Genomic DNA, 21175 nt, shown 5'->3' on the forward strand with positions numbered 1-21175 from the left:
TTCAGTTCATTGATTAATAGCCGCAACCGCCGCTTTTATTTTCTGCTTCCATGCCACTGCCTGTTTTCCCCGCCAGCACATCACCGTCTGTTGCTTCGATGATTTGATCCGTGATCCCGTTCGAGATCGTCACGGTGACATATTGCAAGAGACCGTTCACTTCTTCTTGTGACTCTTGGAATTGTTGAACGACCGGCATCTCATCAAGTTCTGCAAATAATTTATCCAGTTTTGCTTCGACACGTGCCAATGCTTCTGTCTTCCCGTAATGTTGGCAGTTGACTGCTTCTTTTTGCAGGAACTTGATTTGTTTCATCATCTTTTGGACTTTTTCGTTCCCGTTGATGTTGGCTTCAGCGGCTTTGAACCGTTCCACCTCTGACGTCTCAGAAATCATTTTCGCGATTTCATTTGCCTTTTCGATGATTTGTTCATCTGTATACATAAACATTCGTCCCCTCTATCGGAAGCGGTGATCCCGCTACGCTTATCATGTCTACGAACGATGACTCGTTCTTATCGCATTTATTATACCGTTCTCTTCAAGGGGTGACAAGAATAGTTCCTTATTCAATCGATCGCCACAACAAATAGGCGGCGTGACTCCGGTATGGCGCAAATTCCTCCGCTAACAGGACTGCTTCTTCGACAGTCGGACGACTGCCATGTAGCCGTTCAAACGCCCGTAAAATGCCGATGTCGGACGCCGGAAACAAATCTTCCCGTCCATAACCGAACATCAAGACGTTTTGCACCGTCCACGGACCCACACCCTTTAAGGCAATCAACGTTTCGGCAATTGCCGCATCCGGCGCCGTCATCAACTGTTCAAAATCAATCGAGGCTCGGGCCGCACCGAGCAGATAATCGACCTTTCTTCCGGACAGTTGAAGTGTTCGAAGTTGCTCCGGTTCAAGGTCTCGTAATGCTTCAGCCGTCGGTGGAAAAATGATTCCATCCTTCTCCGTTCCAAACGTCCGGCAAACCCGTTCCATCAAGACTTGCGCAAAGGACAGATTGATTTGTTGATGGATGATCGACCGAATCAAGGCCGTGAAGGGAGTAATATCGAGCACAAGCCGCTCCGCTCCGAATGTCTTCACGACTTCGGCAAGTGAGGTGTCCGATAACTGATGACTTAGACTCACCGTATCCAGACGAAACCGACGGCGCAATTGTTGCACCATCGGTTCTTTTGGACCTTCACCGGATAAGAGAAGTGTCCGGGGACCGGTTGCTTCGATCTGACCGATAAACTTTCCTTCTGGTAATAAGAGCGGAACAAACAATCGACCGTCCTGTTCAACCTGCAACCGGTCACCGCGAAGCCGCTTCCGTATACCGGCAAAGTCATATACGTCTTCTAAAACCAGTTTTTCCTGCCACATACTATCCCTCCCTCAGCCAATGAATAGTTTGATTCCACCAAGAATCAGCCCGATGAAGAATCCGCAAATCGCACCGTTGACCCGAATCCACTGCAAGTCGTTCCCGACTTTATCCTCAATCATATGAATTAATGTTTCGGTATCAAAACGATTCAAGTTTTCGCGCACCAGTCCACCAATCTTTTGGTGATTTTGATCAACAAACCGGACGAGTTGATCTTTCATCCACCGGTCGCTTTCTTCTTTAAACGTCGGATGTTGATCCCATTCGTCAAGTGCTTGGTTCATCAACGGCAAAGCTCGGTCCTCCCAAAACGAATCAGATGCCAGATACGTCTTCAATTCCTCGACGCCCGCGGTGTACGCGCGGTTCAAGAGCGGTTGGAGATCAAAACGATCAACTTCCGCTGCTTTCCAGTGGTCGATTTTCGCAAGACGTTCCTCATCCTGAGTCAACTGAGCCAGGTTACGGCGCAGATGATCGAGAATCGCCAGACGGTTCGGATGATGGACCTGTTTCATATCTTGAATCACACTGAGCAGGACCGATTGAATGACGAGACTCAACCGTTCTTCCGAATAGACTTTTTGCACCGTCTTTGCCGTAACACGTAAAAAGGTGTTTTTCTCCTGATCAATCATCGCGTGATAAGCGAGACGACCAATCTGATCGCGAATGACGGGGTCTTCGAGCAAGCGTTGACCATATCCGAGCAACTGATCGATCGCCAACTCATCAAGCCGGCGTTCGTCATTCAGCTCCATCAATCGTTCAGCCAATCGTTTGGACGGATAGGCTTTGACGGTATCGGAAATCCGGTCATCGACGACTTTCAGAATCGCTTCGCGCGGTAATTTGTGTAAAATACCGGTCAACAACTCCATGACCGTCGAACGAAACGCCGGCAACAGGACAATCGAACGTAATAGTTTGATAAAGCGGTCGGCAAGCGTCATATGCCGTAATTTCTCAACGATACTTTCTTTATTGAGCAAGTCCTTCTCGAGCATTTGGACGATCGACTCGATGACCCGCTCCCGGTTTTTCGGCAACAGGTTTGTATGGGGAATTTTTAAACCAAGTGGATGTCGGAACAAGGCTGTAATGGCGAACCAGTCCGCAATTCCACCGACAAGGCCTGCTTCAAAGCCGCTTTGCAGCCAGAATACCCAATCGTTTTCTTTAAACGGCAAGGAGGCGATAAAGCCGACTGCCATAAAAATTAAGGACACGGTTGCCAAACGGCGTGTCGATGATTTGAGTTTTGTTTGTTGTTGCAAGATGGTTCCTCCTTCTCGCTGCGTTTTTTTGTCCTACCTTGTATACGTTTCAACACGTATTCAAGTTTCGACATGAAAGAGTCCCAGCCTCATCCGGACTGGGACTCATTATGTAGTTAAAACGTAAATTCACCAAAATTGTCGCCGTCCCATGTTGCCGTGGCCGTTGATACAAAGTATACAAGTCCGTTTCCAAATGTGTTTTCCATCAACGAAACGATTTGGTGACCTGCCGTTTGTTCCACAAACGCCAACCGGACTTCTTCTTTTCCTAAGTAAATCCGCTCATAAACACTTAATCCGCGGGCATTGATAAACGTACGCGCATTCGTGAAAATCAATGGTCCCACTTCCGGGCGCCGTTCTTGAATAAATTGTTGGCACTTGTCCTCAAACTGATTCACTCTCGTCCACTCCTTCTCTCTCTTTTTTTGCTCATAAATACCTACTTCCCGTCTCGCCTCAATCATAATCCTGTTCTCAAAAAAAAGCGACCATTCGGCCGCTTCTTTCATCATTTCCCAAACTCTTTTCTAAATCTTCACACCCAACTGTCGGGCGACATGGATTGCTGACGTCGTCGCCCCGATTGTTCCGGCACCCGGAAATACCGTGTCTCCGATCACATACAGGTCAGCAATACCGGTACGGAAGGATGCCGCCCGAAACAGACTCGTCGACGGCAGTTGCGGATATCCGCCGACGCCACCATCCGGACGTGAGGTATAGCGGACCCAGGCGCCCGGTCCACCGGGATGTCGTTCAATGACATGATCCTGAAATCCAGGAAACTCCCGTTCTAAAATTGTTTCGAATTTTTCCTGCATCGCTTCGACTTGTCGGTCGTACATCCTCCGGTCATCACGCGTGAACTGACCAAGTGGAATATGGCACGACATCGTCAGTGTCCGACATCCTTCCGGCGCCCGCGTTAAGTCGCCCGCCTGAGATAAAGAGATGAAGGCATGACCCGACGGTAAAATCGGATCATGGATTTGTCGAAACGCCTGCTCGTCTTTAATGATCGTCTCAGGTATAGCAGCATAATACGTAAATGTCGCCCATTGAGACAAGTTCATTTGGCGCTTGTATGTCCGGCGTAATACCGATCGCAGCGATGGTCCCACCAATTGTTGCATCGCTTCGATTGGAACGGCCCCGATAACGGTATCCGCAAGCAAAAGTCGGCCCCGCCGGTCTTCAAGTAAAAATCCATCTGCTGTTTGACGAACGGAAGTGATTTTACGACCGAGTAACACCGTTGCTCCATCCGCTTCAGCAGACGCTTTGAGACGTTCTGCGACCTGAAACAGGCCGCCCGGAACATAGTACGCCCCGTCATGATAAATCGATAGCGCGACGGCGCCAAGCAATGCCGATGCTTCCGTTCCCGTCTGCATGCTGTCGAGTAAGATCCCGTCAATCAATTGTGCAAAAACTGTTCCGTCCAACTGATGTTTCCGGAGAAGATCACCGATTGTCCGGTTCAAATAAGGCAGTAACGGCAGACTTGATTTCGTTTCTTTAACAATCATCCGAGCATCACGCAACGTCTTAAGCGGTAACGCCGGTAACGCCTGCATCAACGGTCGGACGTGCCGTTCGATCCGCTCCAATTCGTCAAAAAAGCCTTGAATCGAGTCTGCCTGATCGCAGAACTGTTCCTTCAGATGTGCGATGAAACGGTCACGGTCACGGTGATAGAGGATGTCGTATCCTGCCAACTTGATCGTCATGACGGTTTCGAGCAGCTGGACAGGCTGTTCAATTTTCAGATGCCGTAGTACCCGGTCATGAATTCCCCCGGATTCAAAGCCCATTCCGAGCGTCGCACCGACCGGATAGGTGAAGTCTCTACGGGTAAACTTGCCCGCTGATCCCCCCCATTCACGGCTCCCTTCACACAACACCACGTCATACCCGTTTCGAGCAAGTAAGGCTGCCGCGGTGACACCCGCTATTCCACCCCCGATGATGACAATCCGTTTCATGACGGCTCCTCCTCTGTGACTAGATTTTCTTTAAATAAAAAATTACGGACTTCCTTGAAAACCGGTTCCCGGCGATGGATTGTAAAGTGGTCATATTTGTAAGACTTCGTTTTGATGTTATCCGTATACCCCTCGAGCGCAAAGGAGCTTTTCAGCGGAATTAAATTGAAGTCGCCGCCTTTCGCTCCGAATGAATAGACAAGAACGTCACGCGGCCACGTGTCCAAACGGTCCTTTAAATTTTTCATCGCCGCTGAATTTTCAGCCAAATCTTGTATCGCTGGACTGTTCGTATTCGTCCCGAACGGAGCAAGCGTCAGTCCGAGCGTCGCATAATCCGAACCACTGATTGGTGCATCGAGCGTGACCACTTTTCGCACATGATACGGGATGTCTTCTTTTAACGTGTAGGCGACGACATCCACCCCGCCCATACTGTGACCGACCAGTTGAATATCTGTGAAGGTCGCCTGTTGCTTTCGGTCATATTGTTCAATCGCTGCACTGAGCCATTTTTGTTGGTTGGCAAGACTTGCTTCATCGTCTTCAAAGACGATGCGGACAAGCGGGTATCCGGTCATAGATGGTTTGACTTTGCAAACCACTTTCCCTTTACGCGAGACATCACACCGACCGCCGTCATCCGCGAGCTTTTTTTCCGTGAAATTATCAATCATCGGCAAAAAGGTTCGTTCCGTCCCGAACAGTCCATGGACCATGAACGTCGGTGTGATTTCCCCGACCTGTTGCGTGACAATTTGTTTTGTCGGCGGCGGTGCACTTGAGGTCTCGTCGGCAAAGAACCACCAGACGCTTCCTCCGACAAGCAGACAGACGAGCAGCGAGATGCCGATTCCCTGAAGCTGTTTGCGGCGTAATTTCCGGACGTGATGAACAATCCAAAAGACAAGCAAACAAAGACCAATCAACAACACGATACCGGTGATGATCCAACCGGTTGGATTCGGAACATACGCAATCAGTTGTAACTGGTTGGCTTTTGTCCCGTACAGTTTCCACGAGACATTATTGTGATTCGCCCAGTCGATTTTTTCACCGTTTTGCAGACCAATCACTTTTGGTCCGTGAAGATTAATTTCAATATCCGCTTGCCGAAGATAACGATCAGCCAGCTTTTTTACTTGTCCTGTCGGTTGATAGCCTTTGATATTCAAGCGGTCGATACTCAAATCGATGTTTGTATCCAAGCGATACGTATTAAACCAAAATCCTTTTTTCTGTTTTACTTCATACGTCGTGTCCGGTGGAATAAGTATACCGCCGATTCCCGTTTTCCATTCATCTTTAATCGTCGCCAAATCTTCGAATTTCGCAAACTTCTTTTCCATCCTTATGCCTTCATAATCATCCTGCGTTTTGAACGTCTCTGCCGCATATCCATTCTTCTCAGCCTGTTTCACATACGTGTTCCAGTCTGGATTCAAATTAAGTAGTCGAGCTACAGGATGCTCTTTTGCGGCATATGTCGTTTTCAAGGTTACACTTTGATCCGTGTGGACTGTCGCATCATATTGGATACGGATACATCCTCCAAGTACCATTGCCATCAAAGCGAACGACAAGACAATAAGTTTTTTTCGTTTGCTGATCAAACCGTCACACGCCCTTTCTCTCTAGTATCGGCTTGTTTTCTTTTCCCTAACTCGTAAGTCCTCATGCTTAAAAATAAAATTGTCCCAAAAAATGTAACAGATTTTGAATGGTAACTCTTTATACGACAGAACACAACGAGACCGTTTCAATTTGATTTATCTACTTTTCCGCAAAAATATTTGATGGTCCAAACGATTGATGACGGATGAATTTACTCCACATCCAATGGTTTATAATCCATTGTTTTATTGATTATATCAGCTGTTTTGACGGTTATCAGCAAGTGTTTTCTGCTTATACAGAATACGATCTTAGATTTTTTTATTTTTGTATAGTTTATAGGAATAAAAAAATCAGAAGACTTATAAAACTGAAATTGTCATTGCATATCCAATTTTTGTTTGCTATCATTCATTTTGGATATGACAATGATAATCATTATCAATAATAATCGTGAATGCTCTTATACCTATTTATTTATGGTTCACGAACACGATTGCTATGAGGCATTGCTCACACAAAAAAGGAGATGAATCATCATGGGAACATTAAAAACATCACTGATCATGAGCTCACTTGCCGTTTTGCTCGCTGCATGCGGCACCGCGAACGAAACGAAGACGACGGACAGTAAAAAATCCGCAGCCTCTAAAACGGTCGAAATCACTGATGCACACGGTACAATCAAGGTACCTGTAAAGCCGAAGAAAGTAGTGGCACTTGATAACCGGACGTTCGAGACACTCGCTGCCTGGGACGTTGAAATCGTTGCTGCTCCGGTCGGACTGTTGCCGGCTGAATCACCTTACGCCAAGGACAAGGACATCGTCGACGTCGGGATGCACTTCGAGCCGAACCTCGAAGCGATTGCCGGGGTTGATCCGGATGTCGTCATCGTCGGTCAACGTTTCGCAGATTACTACGACGAAATCAAAAAGTTGGTCCCGGAAGCAGCTGTCATCGATCTCGACATCGCGTTACCTGAAGATTCCGGAACGCCGGGTGAACTTTTAGTCAAAGGTCTTGAAGATACGACACAGACACTGGGTCAAATTTTTGCCAAGGAACAAGAAGCCGACCGACTCGTCACGACCTTCGAACAATCCATTCAGGATGTGAAAAAATCCTATAACGGAAAAGACAGTGTCATGTCCGTCATCGTCTCAGGTGGAGATATCGGTTTTTCCGCTCCGATGAGCGGTCGTGTCTTTGGACCGATGTATGATATCTTCGGATGGAAACCCGCACTTGAAGTGAAGCAAAAATCGGGCAACGATCAGGGAGACGAGGTTTCTGTCGAAGCCATCGCTCAAAGCAATCCGGACCGGTTACTTGTCTTAGACCGTGACGCTCCGCTCGGAGACGCAAAGGATGCGGTTCCGGCGGAAGATGTCATCGATCGTGCACCGGCGCTCCAAAAGACAACAGCCGTCAAAGAAGACCGGATCGTGTATACGCCAAAGGATATGTACTTGAACGAATCGATTCAAACCTATTCGGAATTTTTCCAAAGCATATCGAAAGCGTTTGTGAAGTAAATGGGACAGATTAAGCCGCAACAAGTGAATGGAAGCGTTGAGCCGAGTGCTCGACCTTCCTTTTCTGTTGTTTGGACGCCGCCGTTTATCATCGCACTGCTGATCATCTGCCTGCTTGCCGTTACTTCTCTGTTCACCGGGGTCTACGAGCTCGGCGGAACCGCGAATGACTTTGACATGTTTTGGATTACACGTGTTCCGAGAACCATCGCCTTGATGCTGACAGGTGCAGCGATGGCGATGGCGGGACTCGTCATGCAACTGATTACACAAAACCGGCTCGTCGAACCGACAACAACCGGCACGATTGAATGGGCGGGACTAGGGCTTTTGACCGTTTATCTGCTCGTCCCGGCACCGACACTGATGATGCGCATGACCGGTGCGATCGTTTTCGCCTTTATCGGCACGATGGTGTTCTTTTGGTTCCTCCGTTCAGTCCAGTTACGCTCTTCACTGATCGTGCCCATCATCGGACTCATGCTCGGTGCTGTCATCTCAGCCATTTCAACTTTCCTAGGTTTGTTTTTCCGAGCGAGTCAGGCACTTGAAGGATGGTTCGTCGGATCGTTTTCATCCGTCCAAATCGGCCGGTATGAGTACTTGTGGGTTATTGTCGGTGTCACGATATGTATTTTCTTTCTCGCTAATCGTTTGACATTAGTTGGTCTCGGTGAAGATATCGCGACCAGTCTCGGCATTCATTACAATCGACTTATGATGATTGCGACGGGTTTGATTGCTTTGTCCGTCGGTATCGTCGCCACGGTCATCGGAAATTTACCGTTTCTCGGTCTGATCGTACCAAACCTTGTTTCGATGATGCGCGGGGATGACTTACGCAGTAACTTGCCTTGGGTGTGCGTCATCGGGATGGGGACGATTCTCGCCAGTGATTTGATTTCACGGACGTTGATTCAACCCTTTGAACTGCCTGTCTCACTGATTCTCGGAACGGTCGGTGCAGCGGTCTTCATTCTCATCCTATTGCGGCAACGAAAAAGAGGAGGTATTCGATGAGTACAGTCATGCATTCAAAACCGAAACCATGCCCACGAGAACAGCCGACGTTCCATACAAGTGACCGAAACGCTTCCGCTTTCCCTTCCAAACGGCTCGTCCGCCGTTACTGGATCTTGCTGTGCCTGTTTCTGTTCGGTGGACTGCTCTGTTCCCTTGGTCTCCTCTTCTACAACAATCCGGTGCCGTTTCAGTCATCGTCCTTTTGGCCGGTCGTCGAACGCCGGATCACGGCTATCGTGACAATGGCGATCGCCGCACTCTGCCAAAGCCTTGCCACCGTTGCCTTTCATTCCGTCACGAGTAACAGGATTATCACACCGTCCCTGCTTGGATTCGATGCGCTGTACTCAACGATTCAAACATCGATGATCTTTTTCTTCGGTGCGGGGGCACTGATTGGTTTCTCAGGGACCGGCGCATTTTTGACGCAAGTCGGTCTTATGCTTGTGATGAGCCTGCTGTTGTACGGGTGGTTGTTATCCGGAAAATATGCCGATTTACAGCTCATGTTGCTCGTCGGTATCATCCTCGGCACCGGTCTGAATTCTCTTTCAAGCTTCATGAGACGGATGCTCGACCCGTCTGAGTTCGATATTCTTCAGGCACGACTGTTTGGTTCGGTCACGAATGCCGATGCTGCCTACTTTCCAATCGTGATTCCGGTCGTCATCGTCGTCAGTGTCTTGTTGTTCCTGTCGGCGAATCGACTCAATGTCATCGCCCTCGGAAAAGACGTCGCGACGTCGTTCGGCATCAATCACCGTAGAAGCGTCATCTATATACTGGTTCTCATTTCTCTGCTCATGTCTATGTCGACGGCACTGATTGGACCACTGACATTTTTCGGTTTTTTGGTCGCCACGCTCAGTTATCAGGTCGCTTCCACGTATGACCATAAGTACGTGTTGCCGATGGCATTTTCGATTGGTTTTCTCGTTCTGACGAGTGCCTATTTCTTCATGTATCATATTTTCAATGCACCGAGCGTCGTTTCCGTCATCATTGAACTTTTTGGCGGTCTGATTTTCTTAACGGTGTTATTACGAAAGAGGTCCTTATGATTAAACTCACGCAAGTCAAAAAATCGTATACCGATCATGTCCAAATCGGTCCGCTTGAGCTTGAAATCCCGAAAGCAGGTCTGACGGCGCTGATCGGTCCGAATGGAGCGGGTAAATCGACGACTCTGATGATGATTGGTCGTCTGTTACACCTCGACGAAGGACAGATTCAGGTCGCTGGACTCGATGTATCGAGTACAAAGTCAAAAGATTTGGCAAAAATCATTACGATTCTTCGCCAAGAAAATCACTTTGTGACCCGGCTGACGGTTCGCCAATTGGTCGGATTCGGTCGTTTCCCCTACTCGCGAGGACGAATGACTTCGGAAGACGAAGCCATCACGTCAAAATATATCGACTTCCTTGACCTGACACCGCTTGAGAACCGTTATCTCGACGAACTGTCAGGCGGACAACGCCAACGGGCTTATGTGGCCATGGTCTTGTGTCAGGAGACGGACTACGTGTTGCTCGATGAACCGCTCAACAATCTCGATATCGCCCGTTCTGTCCAAATGATGGGCTATCTTCGGCATGTCGCGGATGAGCTCGGACGAACCATCATTACCGTTTTACACGACATCAATTTCGCAGCGAAATATGCAGATCATATTTGTGCCATGAAGCATGGACAAATCGCTGCCTTTGGTACGGTCAAAGAAATCATGGTCGCCGAAACGCTTTCGGATATCTTCGAGACCCCGCTCGAAATCATCGACGGACCCTATGGACCGATTGCTGTTTATTAATCGAACGCCATGAGTGAAGAACATTAAAAAGGGACGGCGCATCGGAAGATGTGCCGTCCCTTTTATCGTTTCGTACCTTTTGGTTAAATCAATTTTAATTCTTGACCCACTTGTTTAAACGCTTCGAGCGCTTGCTCCAAGTCTTCTCGTGTATGTTCCGCTGTGACGATGGTCCGGACACGTGCTTTGCCTTTTGCAACAGTCGGGAAGGCAATGCCTTGTGCAAAGACACCGTGTTGACGCAGACGGTCTGACAGCTGATGGCATAACGCTTCGTCGCCGACGATGACAGGTGTGATCGGTGTCGTTGACGTGCCGATATCAAAACCGAGTTCCCGTAATCCGTGTTTGAAGAACTCCGTGTTTTCCCACAGGCGGTCAAACAGTTCCCCTTCTTCTTCCATGACGCGGAGTGCTTCCCGGTTCGCTTCGACGACTGCCGGCGGATGCGACGTCGAGAATAAGAATGGACGACCTTTATGGATCAGATAGTCTTTGACGTGTTGTTCACACGCGACATACCCGCCGAGGACACCAATCGCTTTTGATAACGTCCCGACTTGCAACGCGACCCGTCCATCGAGTCCAAAATGATTGACGGTTCCGCGGCCGCTTTTTCCGAGTACACCTGACGCATGGGCATCATCGACCATGACGAGGGCATCGTATTTTTCAGCCAATTCAACGATTTCCGGAAGCGGTGCAATGTTTCCGTCCATCGAGAAGACGCCGTCCGTTACGACGAGACGTGTCCGCGCGTCCTGTGTTTCTTGCAAGGCAGCTTCCAAGTCCGCAAGATCCACGTGGTTGTAGATACGACGTTTGGCTTTCGTCAGACGAATCCCGTCGATGATGGAGGCATGATTCAGCGCATCGGAAATGACGACGTCTTCCGGTCCGAGTAAAGCGGATAGTACGCCGAGGTTCGTTGCGAAGCCCGACTGGAAGACAAGTGCGGCTTCCGTATGCTTAAACGTCGCCAGTTCCCGCTCAAAGGCTTGGTGCATCTCGAGTGTTCCGGCAATTGTCCGGACCGAACCAGTTCCGGCACCAAATTCGAGTGCTGCGTCGGCTGCCCGTTTCGCGAGACGCGGGTGCGCTGCGAGTCCGAGATAGTTGTTCGACGATAATTGAATCAATTCTTTTCCGTCAACCGTCACCCGGTTGTGCTGGGCACTTTCAAGCGCCACGAGTTCGCGGAACGTCCCCGCTTGTTTCATCTCTTCCAATTCTGTCCGTAAATGCTCAAAACCCATCAATTCGTCCCCCTTGGTTGTAGTACGACCTTTCCACATTTCCCTTGTCGCATCAATTCGAATCCTTCTTCAAACCGTTCAAGTGGCAACGTGTGCGTGATCAACGGCTTCACATCAACTTTTCCGCTCGACAAGAAGGCGGATACCTGACTCCATGTCTCATACATCTTCCGTCCGGTAATCCCCTGAACGCGGGCTCCTTTAAAGACGACATGGTTCGTCAAATCGATTTCGACCGGTTTGACCGGCAGACTCAAGATATTGACATCCCCGCCTGCCGTCACCATCTCAAATGCTTGACTGATGGCGACCGGATGACCGCTCATTTCGCAGACGACATCAATGCCGTCGCCGTCAGTCATCATACGGATGCGTTCAAGAACATCTTCATGACGGGAGTCGATGACGACATCCGCGCCCATCGTCTTCGCGAGTTCGAGCCGGTATGGATTGACATCAATCGCCACGACTTCTGCCGCCCCTGCCGCTTTCGCGACGGATACGGCCATCAATCCGATTGGACCGCAACCGACGATGGCCACCGTCTTGGCACTGACGTCACTGGCAAGGACCGTATGAACGGCATTGCCCATCGGCTCTTGAATCGACGCGATGCCGGCCGGCATATCTTCCGGATTGACCCAGAGGTTTTCTTCCGGCATGACGACATACTCGGCGAAACAGCCTTGCGTATCGACGCCGATGATTTTTGTGTTTTTACAGATATGGTATTGTCCCCGCAGACATTGTTTACATTGGTGACAAACGATATGTGTTTCCGCCGAGACCCGGTCACCGAGCTTCAGACGTTTTGTCCCTTCCCCCAGTTCCACAACTTCGCCTGAAAACTCATGTCCGAAGACATATGGCGGATTGACACGAGACGCTGCCCAGGCATCCCATTCATAAATATGGACGTCTGTCCCGCAAATCGATGTCGCCTCGACACGAATCAACACTTCGCCCCGATTCGGTGTTGGGACGGCTACTTCTTTTAAGACCGCACCAAATCCACGTTCTTCCTTGACGAGCGCCCGCATCGTCTTTACTTTCGTCGTATCCTCTACAGCTGTCACTAATTTTGTCATGTCTCCCCGACTCCTTCATGGGTCTTACCTGTTTCTCTAATCGGTAATGACCAAGTGTTGAGCATCCCCAAATAATCAAACAATCATTCTACTCTAGTTTACATGAATTCAGCAGCAAGTTTATCAAATGTTTCTTCATTCATGTCGAGATCGGCAAAAGTCAGTCCGTTTTCGGCATATCCGTCAATTTGAGACTGATAATCCGGACGCGAATCGTCTTGATAAATCAAGCCCATGACGAGCCCGTTATGTTCATGGACCACTCGTTTGGCAACGTCTAAATCAGTCGCGTCATAGTTTTCAAGATCGTCCAGTTTCGTCAAGTTCTGCTTGAACCAGTCGTACGTGTTGACTTTGTTAAACGTGACACAAGGACTGAAAACATTGATGAAGGCAAATCCTTTATGTTGTGTCGCCTGTTCGATCAGACTCGTCAATCCTTTTAAATCATTCGAAAAACTTTGGGCGACAAACGTCGCGCCTGCCGTCAAAGCCAGTTCCACCGGCGAGACACTTTTTTCGATGGATCCTTTTGGTGTTGATTTCGTCTTGAATCCAAGCGCCGACGTCGGTGACGTCTGTCCCTTCGTCAAACCATAAATCTGATTGTCCATGACGATATACGTCATGTCGACATTCCGTTTGAAGGCGTGGATCGTATGTCCCATCCCGATCGCAAACCCGTCACCGTCTCCTCCGGAAGCGATGACCGTCAATTCCCGGTTCGCCATCTTGACGCCTTGGGCAATCGGTAACGAGCGACCATGGACCCCGTGGAAGCCATAGGTGTTGATGTAGCCGGAAATCCGTCCCGAACAGCCGATACCGGAAATCAAAGCGAGTTCTTCCGGCTCCAGTCCGACGTTTGCGACCGCCCGTTGAATGGCCGCTTGAATCGAAAAGTCACCGCAGCCCGGACACCAGTTGGGTTTCACATCGTTTCTGAAATCTTTAAATGTTGCCATGGAAAACCCCTCCTGCGACGACTTGTTCCACCACTTCCGCCGGATAGAACGGGTCGCCGTTGAATTTTAGAATGTGTTCAATTTTTTCCGCAAAACCACAGTTCATCTGAATCAGTTTTGCCAGTTGCCCCGTCGCATTGTATTCAACGACGACAACTTGTTTGGCCCGTTCGAGATGCGGACGGACCAGTTCGCTCGGGAACGGATGCATCTGCCGGATGTGGAGATGATCGACATGAATTCCCTGTTCCTCAAGACGCGGCATCACTTCTTCAATCGTACCGCGCGTCGAGTTGAAGCCGACAAACAAGATGTCCGGTGTCGCATGCTGTTCTGTCACAAGGACCGCATCCTTCATCCGGAATTGGTTCAGCTTTCTTAATCGTTTCGTCATTTGATCGACCCGGTTCTTCGTCGCTTCCGACGGACGGCCTTCTTCGTTATGTTCGACCCCGGTCACGTGGTGAATTCCGTGTTTCGTTCCTGGGACGACACGTGGACTGACACCGTCTTCCGTGACTTCATAACGTTTAAAGTACGCTTTGCCCTCGAGTTCCGGCAAATCACCTGAGATCAGTTTCCCGCGACGGATTTCAACCCGATTGACATCAAGCGGTTCGACGGACTGTTTTCCAAGCGACAGCATCAAGTCCGTCAAGAGAATGACCGGACACTGATACTCTTCCGCGATGTTAAAGGCTTCCGCCGCATCGTAAAAGGCTTCTTCGACGGTCGACGGCGCCAGGACGACTTTTGGAATCTCGCCATGGGTGCTGTAAATCATCGCCATCAAATCCGACTGTTCCTGTTTCGTCGGTAATCCGGTTGACGGTCCTCCGCGCTGGGTATCGATGATGACGAGTGGTGTTTCCGTCATGCCGGACAGACCAATCGCTTCTGCCATCAAAGACAGACCCGGTCCGGCTGATGCCGTCAAGGCACGGACACCGGCGTAGTTGGCACCGATTGCCATCGTCACGGCTGCGAGCTCATCTTCCGTCTGGACGACCGTTCCGCCGAATTGCGGTAATTTTTTAATTAAGTACTCCATGATTTCCGATGACGGCGTGATCGGATAAGCAGCCATCAGACGGGCGCCTCCTGCAACCGCACCAAGCGCAATCGCATCATTTCCAATCATGAACATCCGTTGCTGACCGTCGGCAGAATCCAGGATAAACCGTTCCGCTGTTCCGGCCATCGCTTCAAACGCAGCCGCCCCTTCACGAATCGCCGATAAGTTTTTCTCGACCATCTCCGGTCCTTTCCGTCCAAAAATCTGCTCGACGACCGCCTGAAACCGTTCCGGGTGAATGCCGAGAATGGCGCTCGACGCACCGATTGCGACCATGTTCTTCATCAAGGATGTGCCGAGTCCTGCCGCAATTTCCGTAAAGGGAATCGGATAGAGGACGGCCCGTGCTTGATCCGGGTTCGTCGGATTAAACTTTGCATCGGCAATGATGATCGCCCCTTGACGTAACTCATGGAAGTTGACGTCAATCGTTTCTTGATCAAACGCGACCAAGATATCTAAGTCATCGGCAACCGTCCGGACTTCATGTGTCGCGACCCGGATTTTATTGTTGGTATGTCCACCTTTGATCCGCGATGAAAAATGACGGTATCCATATAAGTAATAACCTAGACGGTTCAAGGCAATGGCGAAGATTTCACCAGTCGATTCAATCCCCTCACCCTGCTGACCGCCTACTTTCCATGACAATTGATTGTACATCGACGTTCGCTCCTTCTATCCCCTGAAATGATTGAAGCTGTCTGCTTCACTATCCTCCCCCATGATACCGATTTCCGGATAGTTGCACAATCCTCCTGCAGGGAATCGAGTGAAAAATTAACCGAAAAAAAGACCATCTACTCCAACGAGTAAATGGTCTACCTTTGTTAGGACCTATGTCCAATGATGCATCATCGTGGTTCAATGATGAGTTTGATTGCCGTCCGTTCTTCTCCATCAATCATGATGTCGGTAAATGCCGGGATACAGATCAGGTCCATCCCTGCCGGTGCGACAAATCCTCGGGCGATTGCAACCGCTTTGATGGATTGATTGAGTGCACCTGCACCGATTGCCTGAATCTCGACAGAACCCTTCTCTCGAAGTACACCCGCAAGCGCCCCTGCGACCGCATTCGGATTCGATTTAGCTGATACTTTCAGGACGTCCATGCACGTACCTCCCAATCAAAAATCAACACTCAATCAAAGAAAATCGATTGATCCGTTAAATGAATGCGTTCAATTTTCGTAGCTTTTTTCGATACATCATCAATATGAATCAAGACTCCATTTAACTGTTCCCGTCCTTCTGCAACTTCAAACCGGGTTGGGAGTTGTGTTTTGAATTTCCGCAAGACATCTTCCTTGCGCATACCGAGGACACCGTCCAGCGGTCCTGTCATCCCGACATCCGTGATATAGGCGGTTCCCCCTTCGAGAATCCGTTCATCTGCCGTCTGGACGTGTGTATGCGTTCCGACGACGGCCTGGACACGACCTGCCAGATGATAACCCATGGCAATCTTTTCACTTGTCGCTTCCGCATGAACATCGACGAAGATCGCATCGACCTCACCCTCGACTTCAGCAATCAATTCATCGACCGTCCGGAATGGATCGCCGAGTGGTGGTAAGAAAACAGTTCCTTGCACGTTGATGACGGCGATTTTTTTGTTGCCGACTTTTAAGACCATCATGCCGCGTCCGGGTGTCCCTTCCGGATAGTTAGCAGGACGGACGATCCGGTCCGCATCATCAATCCAATCAAAGATGTCGCGGTTATCAAATGTATGATTCCCCATCGTGACACCGTGGAACCCAAGCTCAAGCAACTGATGGTAGATTGATTTCGTGATCCCCCGACCGTGTGCAGCGTTTTCTCCATTCACCAGCATGACCGTCGGATTATACTTCGATTTGATGCGTGATGTGAACTGTTGCAGGATATGCCGACCCGGTGCCCCGACGACGTCACCAATAAATAAGATTTTCAAAAAAATTTCCTCCAATCATTAAAAAAAGTGGCGGTCGCCCGCCACTCTGCTTATTTTGCGTATTCGACTGCCCGTGTTTCCCGAATGACCGTGACTTTGATGTGACCCGGATAATCGAGTTCTTCTTCGATTTTTTTCCGGATATCACTTGCCATTTTATAGGCAAGGACATCGTCGACGACATCAGGACGAACGATGATCCGAACTTCACGACCGGCTTGGATCGCAAAGGACTTCTCAACACCGTCAAATGATTCTGAGATTTCTTCCAGACGTTCAAGACGTCGGATGTAGCTTTCAAGTGTTTCTTGGCGTGCACCTGGGCGTGCGGCAGATAAAGCATCGGCTGCTGCGACCAAAACAGAAATGACAGATGTCGCTTCCGTATCCCCGTGGTGGGAAGCAATCGCATTGATGACGGTTGGGTGCTCTTTGTACTTCGTACCGAGCTCAACCCCGATCTCAACGTGACTTCCTTCGACTTCATGGTCAATCGCTTTCCCGATATCGTGCAGAAGACCGGCCCGCTTCGCAAGCGTTACATCTTCTCCAAGCTCCGCTGCCATCATGCCGGCAAGATGCGCGACTTCAAGCGAGTGGAACAGGACGTTTTGACCGTAACTCGTCCGGTATTTCAAGCGGCCGAGAATTTTGACAAGATCCGGGTGAATCCCGTGAATTCCGACGTCATACGTCGCTTCTTCACCGATTTCACGAATCCGTTCATCCATTTCACGGCGAGACTTGTCAACCATCTCTTCAATCCGAGCCGGGTGAATCCGACCGTCTTGAACCAGTTTCTCAAGCGCCATCTTCGCTACTTCGCGGCGAATTGGATCAAATCCGGACAAGATAACCGCTTCCGGTGTATCATCGATGATTAAATCGATCCCCGTCAATGTTTCAAGCGTCCGGATGTTTCGTCCTTCACGACCGATGATCCGACCCTTCATCTCGTCATTCGGCAAGTTGACGACAGAAACCGTCGTCTCCGCGATATGTTCTGCGGCGAACCGTTGAATCGCGAGTGAAAGAATATTTCGTGCTTTTTTGTCCGCTTCTTCTTTTGCTTTTTGTTCGATTTCTTTTTGAAGAATTGCCGCGTCATGCATTGCAGCTTGTTTCGTCTCATCCATGATGATAGCTCTGGCTTCGTCTTGCGAAAGATTCGCAACACGTACGAGCTCTTGGCGTCCCTGTTCATACAGGTCCTCTACTTTTCGTTCTAACTCTTCAGCTTGATGCTTCCGTTTCGCGATCTCTGCATCCCGCGTATTGATTTGTTCTTCCTTACGGTCGATGGAATCAACACGGCGATCGAGTGTCTCTTCTTTTTGGAGCAATCGTCCTTCTTGTTTCGTTAACTCTTGACGACGTTCACGAAGCTCTTTTTCGACTTCTGTCCGAAGTTTAAAAGCTTCATCTTTCGCTTCGAGTAATGCTTCTTTTTTCGTTGCTTCCGCTGATACTTGCGCACGTTCCACGATTTTCGTCGCTTCTGTTTCCGCGCCTTGAATCTTCGCTTCTGCAATCGATTTCCGCAAGAAGTAGCCTACGATGAATGCGATCAGTATTGCGAGGAGAAGTATGACAATCCAAGTTGTTGTACCCATGGGTTCACCTCCCCTTTACAAGGTGTTTCTTAGTTCATTTCGGTTATTCATCGAAGCTGTCTAAAAAACGTACATCTATATTGTAAGGATAGCACTCGTTCATTGTCAACGAACGGGCGGGAAAGAATTCCTGTGATTTCCTCTTTTCAACAAAAAAAGAGTGAAATCTCAATCGATTCCACTCTTTTTCCCGCTTATTCCGCAAACATATCTTCTGCTTGACCTTCTTCGAAATCAACAGGTTCCTTGCGATCGACAAGACCATGATGCTCACGAATCAAGCGTTCAACTTCATCTGCGACATCCGGATGTTCCATCATGTATTGTTTGGCGTTTTCACGCCCTTGCCCAAGACGTTCTGAGTTGTATGAATACCAAGCACCGCTCTTTTGAACGATATCGAGATCCGTTCCAAGATCAATCAACTCACCAAACTTAGAGATTCCTTGTCCGTACATGATGTCAACTTCCGCCTGTTTAAATGGCGGAGCGATTTTGTTTTTAACGACTTTCAACTTCGTCCGGTTTCCGACGATGTCTGTCCCGTTTTTCAGTGCTTCCGCACGACGGACTTCAAGACGGACAGATGAATAGAACTTCAGCGCACGCCCACCAGGTGTCGTTTCCGGGTTACCGAACATCACACCTATCTTCTCACGGATTTGGTTGATGAAGATGACGATTGTTTTAGATTTATTTGTCGCACCCGACAGCTTACGTAAAGCTTGGCTCATCAAACGGGCTTGAAGACCCATGTGTGAGTCACCCATTTCACCTTCGATTTCGGCTTTTGGTACAAGCGCGGCTACGGAGTCGACGACCAAGATATCAACTGCACCTGAACGGACCAGTGCTTCTGCGATTTCGAGTGCTTGTTCTCCTGTATCCGGTTGTGATAATAATAACTCGTCAATATCTACCCCGAGTTTACTTGCATATGCCGGATCGAGTGCATGCTCGGCATCGATAAATGCCGCTTGTCCGCCTTGTTTTTGAACTTCAGCGATGGCATGAAGTGAGACTGTCGTTTTACCAGAAGATTCTGGACCATAAACTTCAATTACCCGTCCACGTGGATATCCACCTGCACCAAGCGCTATATCTAATGTGATCGATCCAGAAGAGATAACCGAGACTCTCTGATCTGCACTTTCACCTAGTTTCATGATTGAACCTTTACCAAATTGTTTCTCAATCTGACGTAATGCCATTTCAAGTGCTGCTTTACGATCACTCACGTAGCAGGCCTCCTTTTATTTATCTTACTGAGATTATTGTACTTCTTTTGAGACCAAATAACAAGCTTTTTACGAACATTTATTCGCATACTTGAAAGAATTCAACTTTTACCCATTTTGTCTGTCGACACGCTATTTTGGATGAGCAGGAAGTAAGCATCCTTTACAGAACGCAATCTAATCATACCACGGTCAAAGGCCGGATATGTCAGTTCAAGCACTTCCGTACCCCTTTCCTGAGCGAGGGCGCAGTAGACAGTCCCAACGTTCCGACCGCTGTTACTGGTCGGTCCCGCCTCACCGGTCAAGGCGATTGCAAGATCTGTTTGATAGAGTCTTCTTGCTCCTTCAGCCATCGCAATGGCTGCTTCACGGCTGACAGCTGTATGCGCGTCAAGCAGTTCTTGAGGTACACCTAGAACATTAACTTTTGCCGCATCGTCATACACGACGGCACTGCCCCGGAAAACGTCACTTGCACCGGCAATGTCCGTCAATGCGCTTCCAAAAGCTCCTCCTGATAAGGATTCAGCTGCTGACAAGGTCAAGCCGGCTGCCCGACACCGATCAAGAACGACTTCCGGTAAACTCGTTTCCCCGTAACCGTAAAAATGAAGGCCTACTTCATCGAGAATCTGCCGTTCTAATGTATCAAGCATCTGAAGCGCAACGTGTTCGTCAAGTGCCTTTGCGGTCAAACGAAGACGCACTTCCGCCAGTTCTGCGTAAGGTGCAACGGACGGGTTGCGGGCCGTCCGGATCAAGTCTGCCAATCGATCGTTCAAAGCGGATTCACCGATTCCGAAAAAGCGTAATGTTCTTGATTTAATCGTTTCTTTACCAAGCAGATGATCAAAATGATCCGCAATGATCCGTTTCATCTCCCGCGGTACGCCGGGCAGCAAGATATACTGGTGCTCCGATGTATGCACTGACATACCCGGTGCAAGACCCGCCTCATTCGTCAAAACATCTGCCCCTTCGATGACTAAAGCTTGTTTTTTCTCATTGTCTGTCATCTGTCGTCCGCGTGTTTTTAAAAATGCTTCAATCCGGTGATAAGCCGGTTGATCGACATATAACGGACGACTGAGTAACTCTGCTACAACTTCTTTTGTTAAGTCATCTTCTGTCGGACCAAGTCCTCCGGTAATGACAATCAGTTCCGTCCGTTCCTGAGCACGGGTGACGACCTCAATCATCCGCTCCCGGTTATCGCCAACGACGGTATGATAATGGACATCAATTCCACACGTTGCAAGCCACTCCGACAAGTACTGGGCATTCGTATTTGCAATCTCTCCTAGTAATAATTCACTTCCGACAGCAATGATTTCTGCTTTCATCCTGCATCCC

The 21175-nt window shown here is 49.1% G+C and carries 19 protein-coding genes; 4 read left to right on the top strand and 15 right to left on the bottom strand.

Annotated elements, in window-relative coordinates:
- Positions 1-13: 13 nt before the first annotated feature.
- The 6 genes from ACHA8N_RS07970 to ACHA8N_RS07995 all read right to left on the bottom strand — a co-directional run bounded on the left by ACHA8N_RS07970 (position 14) and on the right by ACHA8N_RS07995 (position 6273).
- Positions 14-451 carry a YlbF/YmcA family competence regulator gene (locus ACHA8N_RS07970; RefSeq protein WP_026828786.1) on the bottom strand — a complete coding sequence of 146 codons (438 nt, stop codon included), beginning with the start codon at positions 449-451 and terminating at the stop codon, positions 14-16.
- A 115-nt stretch (positions 452-566) separates the two neighbouring features.
- A complete protein-coding gene (locus ACHA8N_RS07975) occupies positions 567-1388 on the bottom strand; it encodes a DNA-3-methyladenine glycosylase family protein (protein WP_393965375.1) in 822 nt (273 codons plus the stop codon).
- 12 nt (positions 1389-1400) lie between these two features.
- Positions 1401-2669, bottom strand: coding sequence for a DUF445 domain-containing protein (locus tag ACHA8N_RS07980; RefSeq protein ID WP_393965376.1), 1269 nt, complete (start codon positions 2667-2669; stop codon positions 1401-1403).
- Between the two features lie 116 nt (positions 2670-2785).
- A complete protein-coding gene (locus tag ACHA8N_RS07985) occupies positions 2786-3073 on the bottom strand; it encodes a hypothetical protein (RefSeq protein ID WP_393965377.1) in 288 nt (95 codons plus the stop codon).
- 129 nt (positions 3074-3202) lie between these two features.
- Complete coding sequence (locus ACHA8N_RS07990; RefSeq protein ID WP_393965378.1) at positions 3203-4660, bottom strand: phytoene desaturase family protein; 1458 nt, start codon at positions 4658-4660, stop codon at positions 3203-3205.
- A complete protein-coding gene (locus ACHA8N_RS07995) occupies positions 4657-6273 on the bottom strand; it encodes a DUF3153 domain-containing protein (protein ID WP_483867442.1) in 1617 nt (538 codons plus the stop codon). Before ACHA8N_RS07995 ends, ACHA8N_RS07990 begins: the two co-directional genes overlap by 4 nt.
- Before the next feature lie 540 nt (positions 6274-6813).
- On the opposite strand from ACHA8N_RS07995, the gene ACHA8N_RS08000 reads away from it, so the two are divergent.
- The 4 genes from ACHA8N_RS08000 to ACHA8N_RS08015 are packed head-to-tail and all read left to right on the top strand — an operon-like array spanning position 6814 to position 10645.
- The gene (locus ACHA8N_RS08000) at positions 6814-7812 is read left to right on the top strand and encodes a siderophore ABC transporter substrate-binding protein (protein ID WP_393965380.1); all 999 of its coding nucleotides are present in this window, start codon (positions 6814-6816) and stop codon (positions 7810-7812) included.
- Positions 7813-8832 carry an ABC transporter permease gene (locus tag ACHA8N_RS08005; RefSeq protein ID WP_393965381.1) on the top strand — a complete coding sequence of 340 codons (1020 nt, stop codon included), beginning with the start codon at positions 7813-7815 and terminating at the stop codon, positions 8830-8832.
- 8 nt (positions 8833-8840) lie between these two features.
- Positions 8841-9896 carry an iron chelate uptake ABC transporter family permease subunit gene (locus ACHA8N_RS08010; RefSeq protein WP_393965557.1) on the top strand — a complete coding sequence of 352 codons (1056 nt, stop codon included), beginning with the start codon at positions 8841-8843 and terminating at the stop codon, positions 9894-9896.
- Positions 9893-10645 (top strand): iron ABC transporter ATP-binding protein, encoded by a 753-nt coding sequence (locus ACHA8N_RS08015; RefSeq protein ID WP_147512392.1) that lies wholly within the window; start codon positions 9893-9895, stop codon positions 10643-10645. Before ACHA8N_RS08010 ends, ACHA8N_RS08015 begins: the two co-directional genes overlap by 4 nt.
- An 83-nt stretch (positions 10646-10728) precedes the next feature.
- Here the strand turns inward: ACHA8N_RS08015 and ACHA8N_RS08020 are convergent, their stop codons facing one another.
- From ACHA8N_RS08020 to ACHA8N_RS08060, 9 genes are all read right to left on the bottom strand, one after another.
- On the bottom strand, positions 10729-11901 hold the full coding sequence (locus ACHA8N_RS08020; protein ID WP_026833442.1) for a glycine C-acetyltransferase: 1173 nt from the start codon (positions 11899-11901) through the stop codon (positions 10729-10731).
- Positions 11901-12989 (bottom strand): L-threonine 3-dehydrogenase, encoded by a 1089-nt coding sequence (tdh, locus tag ACHA8N_RS08025; RefSeq protein ID WP_393965382.1) that lies wholly within the window; start codon positions 12987-12989, stop codon positions 11901-11903. The genes ACHA8N_RS08020 and tdh overlap by 1 nt, the downstream gene beginning before the upstream one ends.
- Before the next feature lie 98 nt (positions 12990-13087).
- Positions 13088-13954 (bottom strand): 2-oxoacid:ferredoxin oxidoreductase subunit beta, encoded by an 867-nt coding sequence (locus ACHA8N_RS08030; RefSeq protein ID WP_147512390.1) that lies wholly within the window; start codon positions 13952-13954, stop codon positions 13088-13090.
- Positions 13941-15692: a 2-oxoacid:acceptor oxidoreductase subunit alpha gene (locus ACHA8N_RS08035; protein ID WP_393965383.1), complete on the bottom strand. Its 1752-nt coding sequence runs from the start codon at positions 15690-15692 to the stop codon at positions 13941-13943. Before ACHA8N_RS08035 ends, ACHA8N_RS08030 begins: the two co-directional genes overlap by 14 nt.
- Before the next feature lie 191 nt (positions 15693-15883).
- Positions 15884-16144, bottom strand: coding sequence for a stage V sporulation protein S (locus ACHA8N_RS08040; RefSeq protein WP_026833446.1), 261 nt, complete (start codon positions 16142-16144; stop codon positions 15884-15886).
- A 29-nt stretch (positions 16145-16173) separates the two neighbouring features.
- A complete protein-coding gene (locus ACHA8N_RS08045; protein ID WP_147512388.1) occupies positions 16174-16968 on the bottom strand; it encodes a TIGR00282 family metallophosphoesterase in 795 nt (264 codons plus the stop codon).
- A 50-nt stretch (positions 16969-17018) separates the two neighbouring features.
- Entirely contained in the window at positions 17019-18581 is a 1563-nt protein-coding gene (rny, locus tag ACHA8N_RS08050; protein ID WP_147512387.1) for a ribonuclease Y, read from the bottom strand.
- A 194-nt stretch (positions 18582-18775) separates the two neighbouring features.
- Positions 18776-19819, bottom strand: coding sequence for a recombinase RecA (gene recA / locus ACHA8N_RS08055; protein WP_147512386.1), 1044 nt, complete (start codon positions 19817-19819; stop codon positions 18776-18778).
- A gap of 101 nt (positions 19820-19920) precedes the next feature.
- On the bottom strand, positions 19921-21165 hold the full coding sequence (locus ACHA8N_RS08060; RefSeq protein ID WP_147512385.1) for a competence/damage-inducible protein A: 1245 nt from the start codon (positions 21163-21165) through the stop codon (positions 19921-19923).
- Between the last annotated feature and the right edge of the window lie 10 nt (positions 21166-21175).

The sequence above is a fragment of the Exiguobacterium sp. S22-S28 genome (assembly GCF_043359615.1).
Classification (GTDB): domain Bacteria; phylum Bacillota; class Bacilli; order Exiguobacteriales; family Exiguobacteriaceae; genus Exiguobacterium_A.

Excerpts from the sequence above, each read along its gene's own strand:
- ACHA8N_RS07970 (WP_026828786.1), bottom strand. The coding sequence starts at position 451 with ATGTTTATGTATACAGATGAACAAATCATCGAAAAGGCAAATGAAATC.
- ACHA8N_RS07975 (WP_393965375.1), bottom strand. The coding sequence starts at position 1,388 with ATGTGGCAGGAAAAACTGGTTTTAGAAGACGTATATGACTTTGCCGGT.
- ACHA8N_RS07990 (WP_393965378.1), bottom strand. The coding sequence starts at position 4,660 with ATGAAACGGATTGTCATCATCGGGGGTGGAATAGCGGGTGTCACCGCG.
- ACHA8N_RS08000 (WP_393965380.1), top strand. The coding sequence starts at position 6,814 with ATGGGAACATTAAAAACATCACTGATCATGAGCTCACTTGCCGTTTTG.
- ACHA8N_RS08005 (WP_393965381.1), top strand. The coding sequence starts at position 7,813 with ATGGGACAGATTAAGCCGCAACAAGTGAATGGAAGCGTTGAGCCGAGT.
- ACHA8N_RS08010 (WP_393965557.1), top strand. The coding sequence starts at position 8,841 with ATGCATTCAAAACCGAAACCATGCCCACGAGAACAGCCGACGTTCCAT.
- ACHA8N_RS08015 (WP_147512392.1), top strand. The coding sequence starts at position 9,893 with ATGATTAAACTCACGCAAGTCAAAAAATCGTATACCGATCATGTCCAA.
- ACHA8N_RS08020 (WP_026833442.1), bottom strand. The coding sequence starts at position 11,901 with ATGGGTTTTGAGCATTTACGGACAGAATTGGAAGAGATGAAACAAGCG.
- tdh (WP_393965382.1), bottom strand. The coding sequence starts at position 12,989 with ATGACAAAATTAGTGACAGCTGTAGAGGATACGACGAAAGTAAAGACG.
- ACHA8N_RS08030 (WP_147512390.1), bottom strand. The coding sequence starts at position 13,954 with ATGGCAACATTTAAAGATTTCAGAAACGATGTGAAACCCAACTGGTGT.
- ACHA8N_RS08035 (WP_393965383.1), bottom strand. The coding sequence starts at position 15,692 with ATGTACAATCAATTGTCATGGAAAGTAGGCGGTCAGCAGGGTGAGGGG.
- ACHA8N_RS08040 (WP_026833446.1), bottom strand. The coding sequence starts at position 16,144 with ATGGACGTCCTGAAAGTATCAGCTAAATCGAATCCGAATGCGGTCGCA.
- rny (WP_147512387.1), bottom strand. The coding sequence starts at position 18,581 with ATGGGTACAACAACTTGGATTGTCATACTTCTCCTCGCAATACTGATC.
- ACHA8N_RS08060 (WP_147512385.1), bottom strand. The coding sequence starts at position 21,165 with ATGAAAGCAGAAATCATTGCTGTCGGAAGTGAATTATTACTAGGAGAG.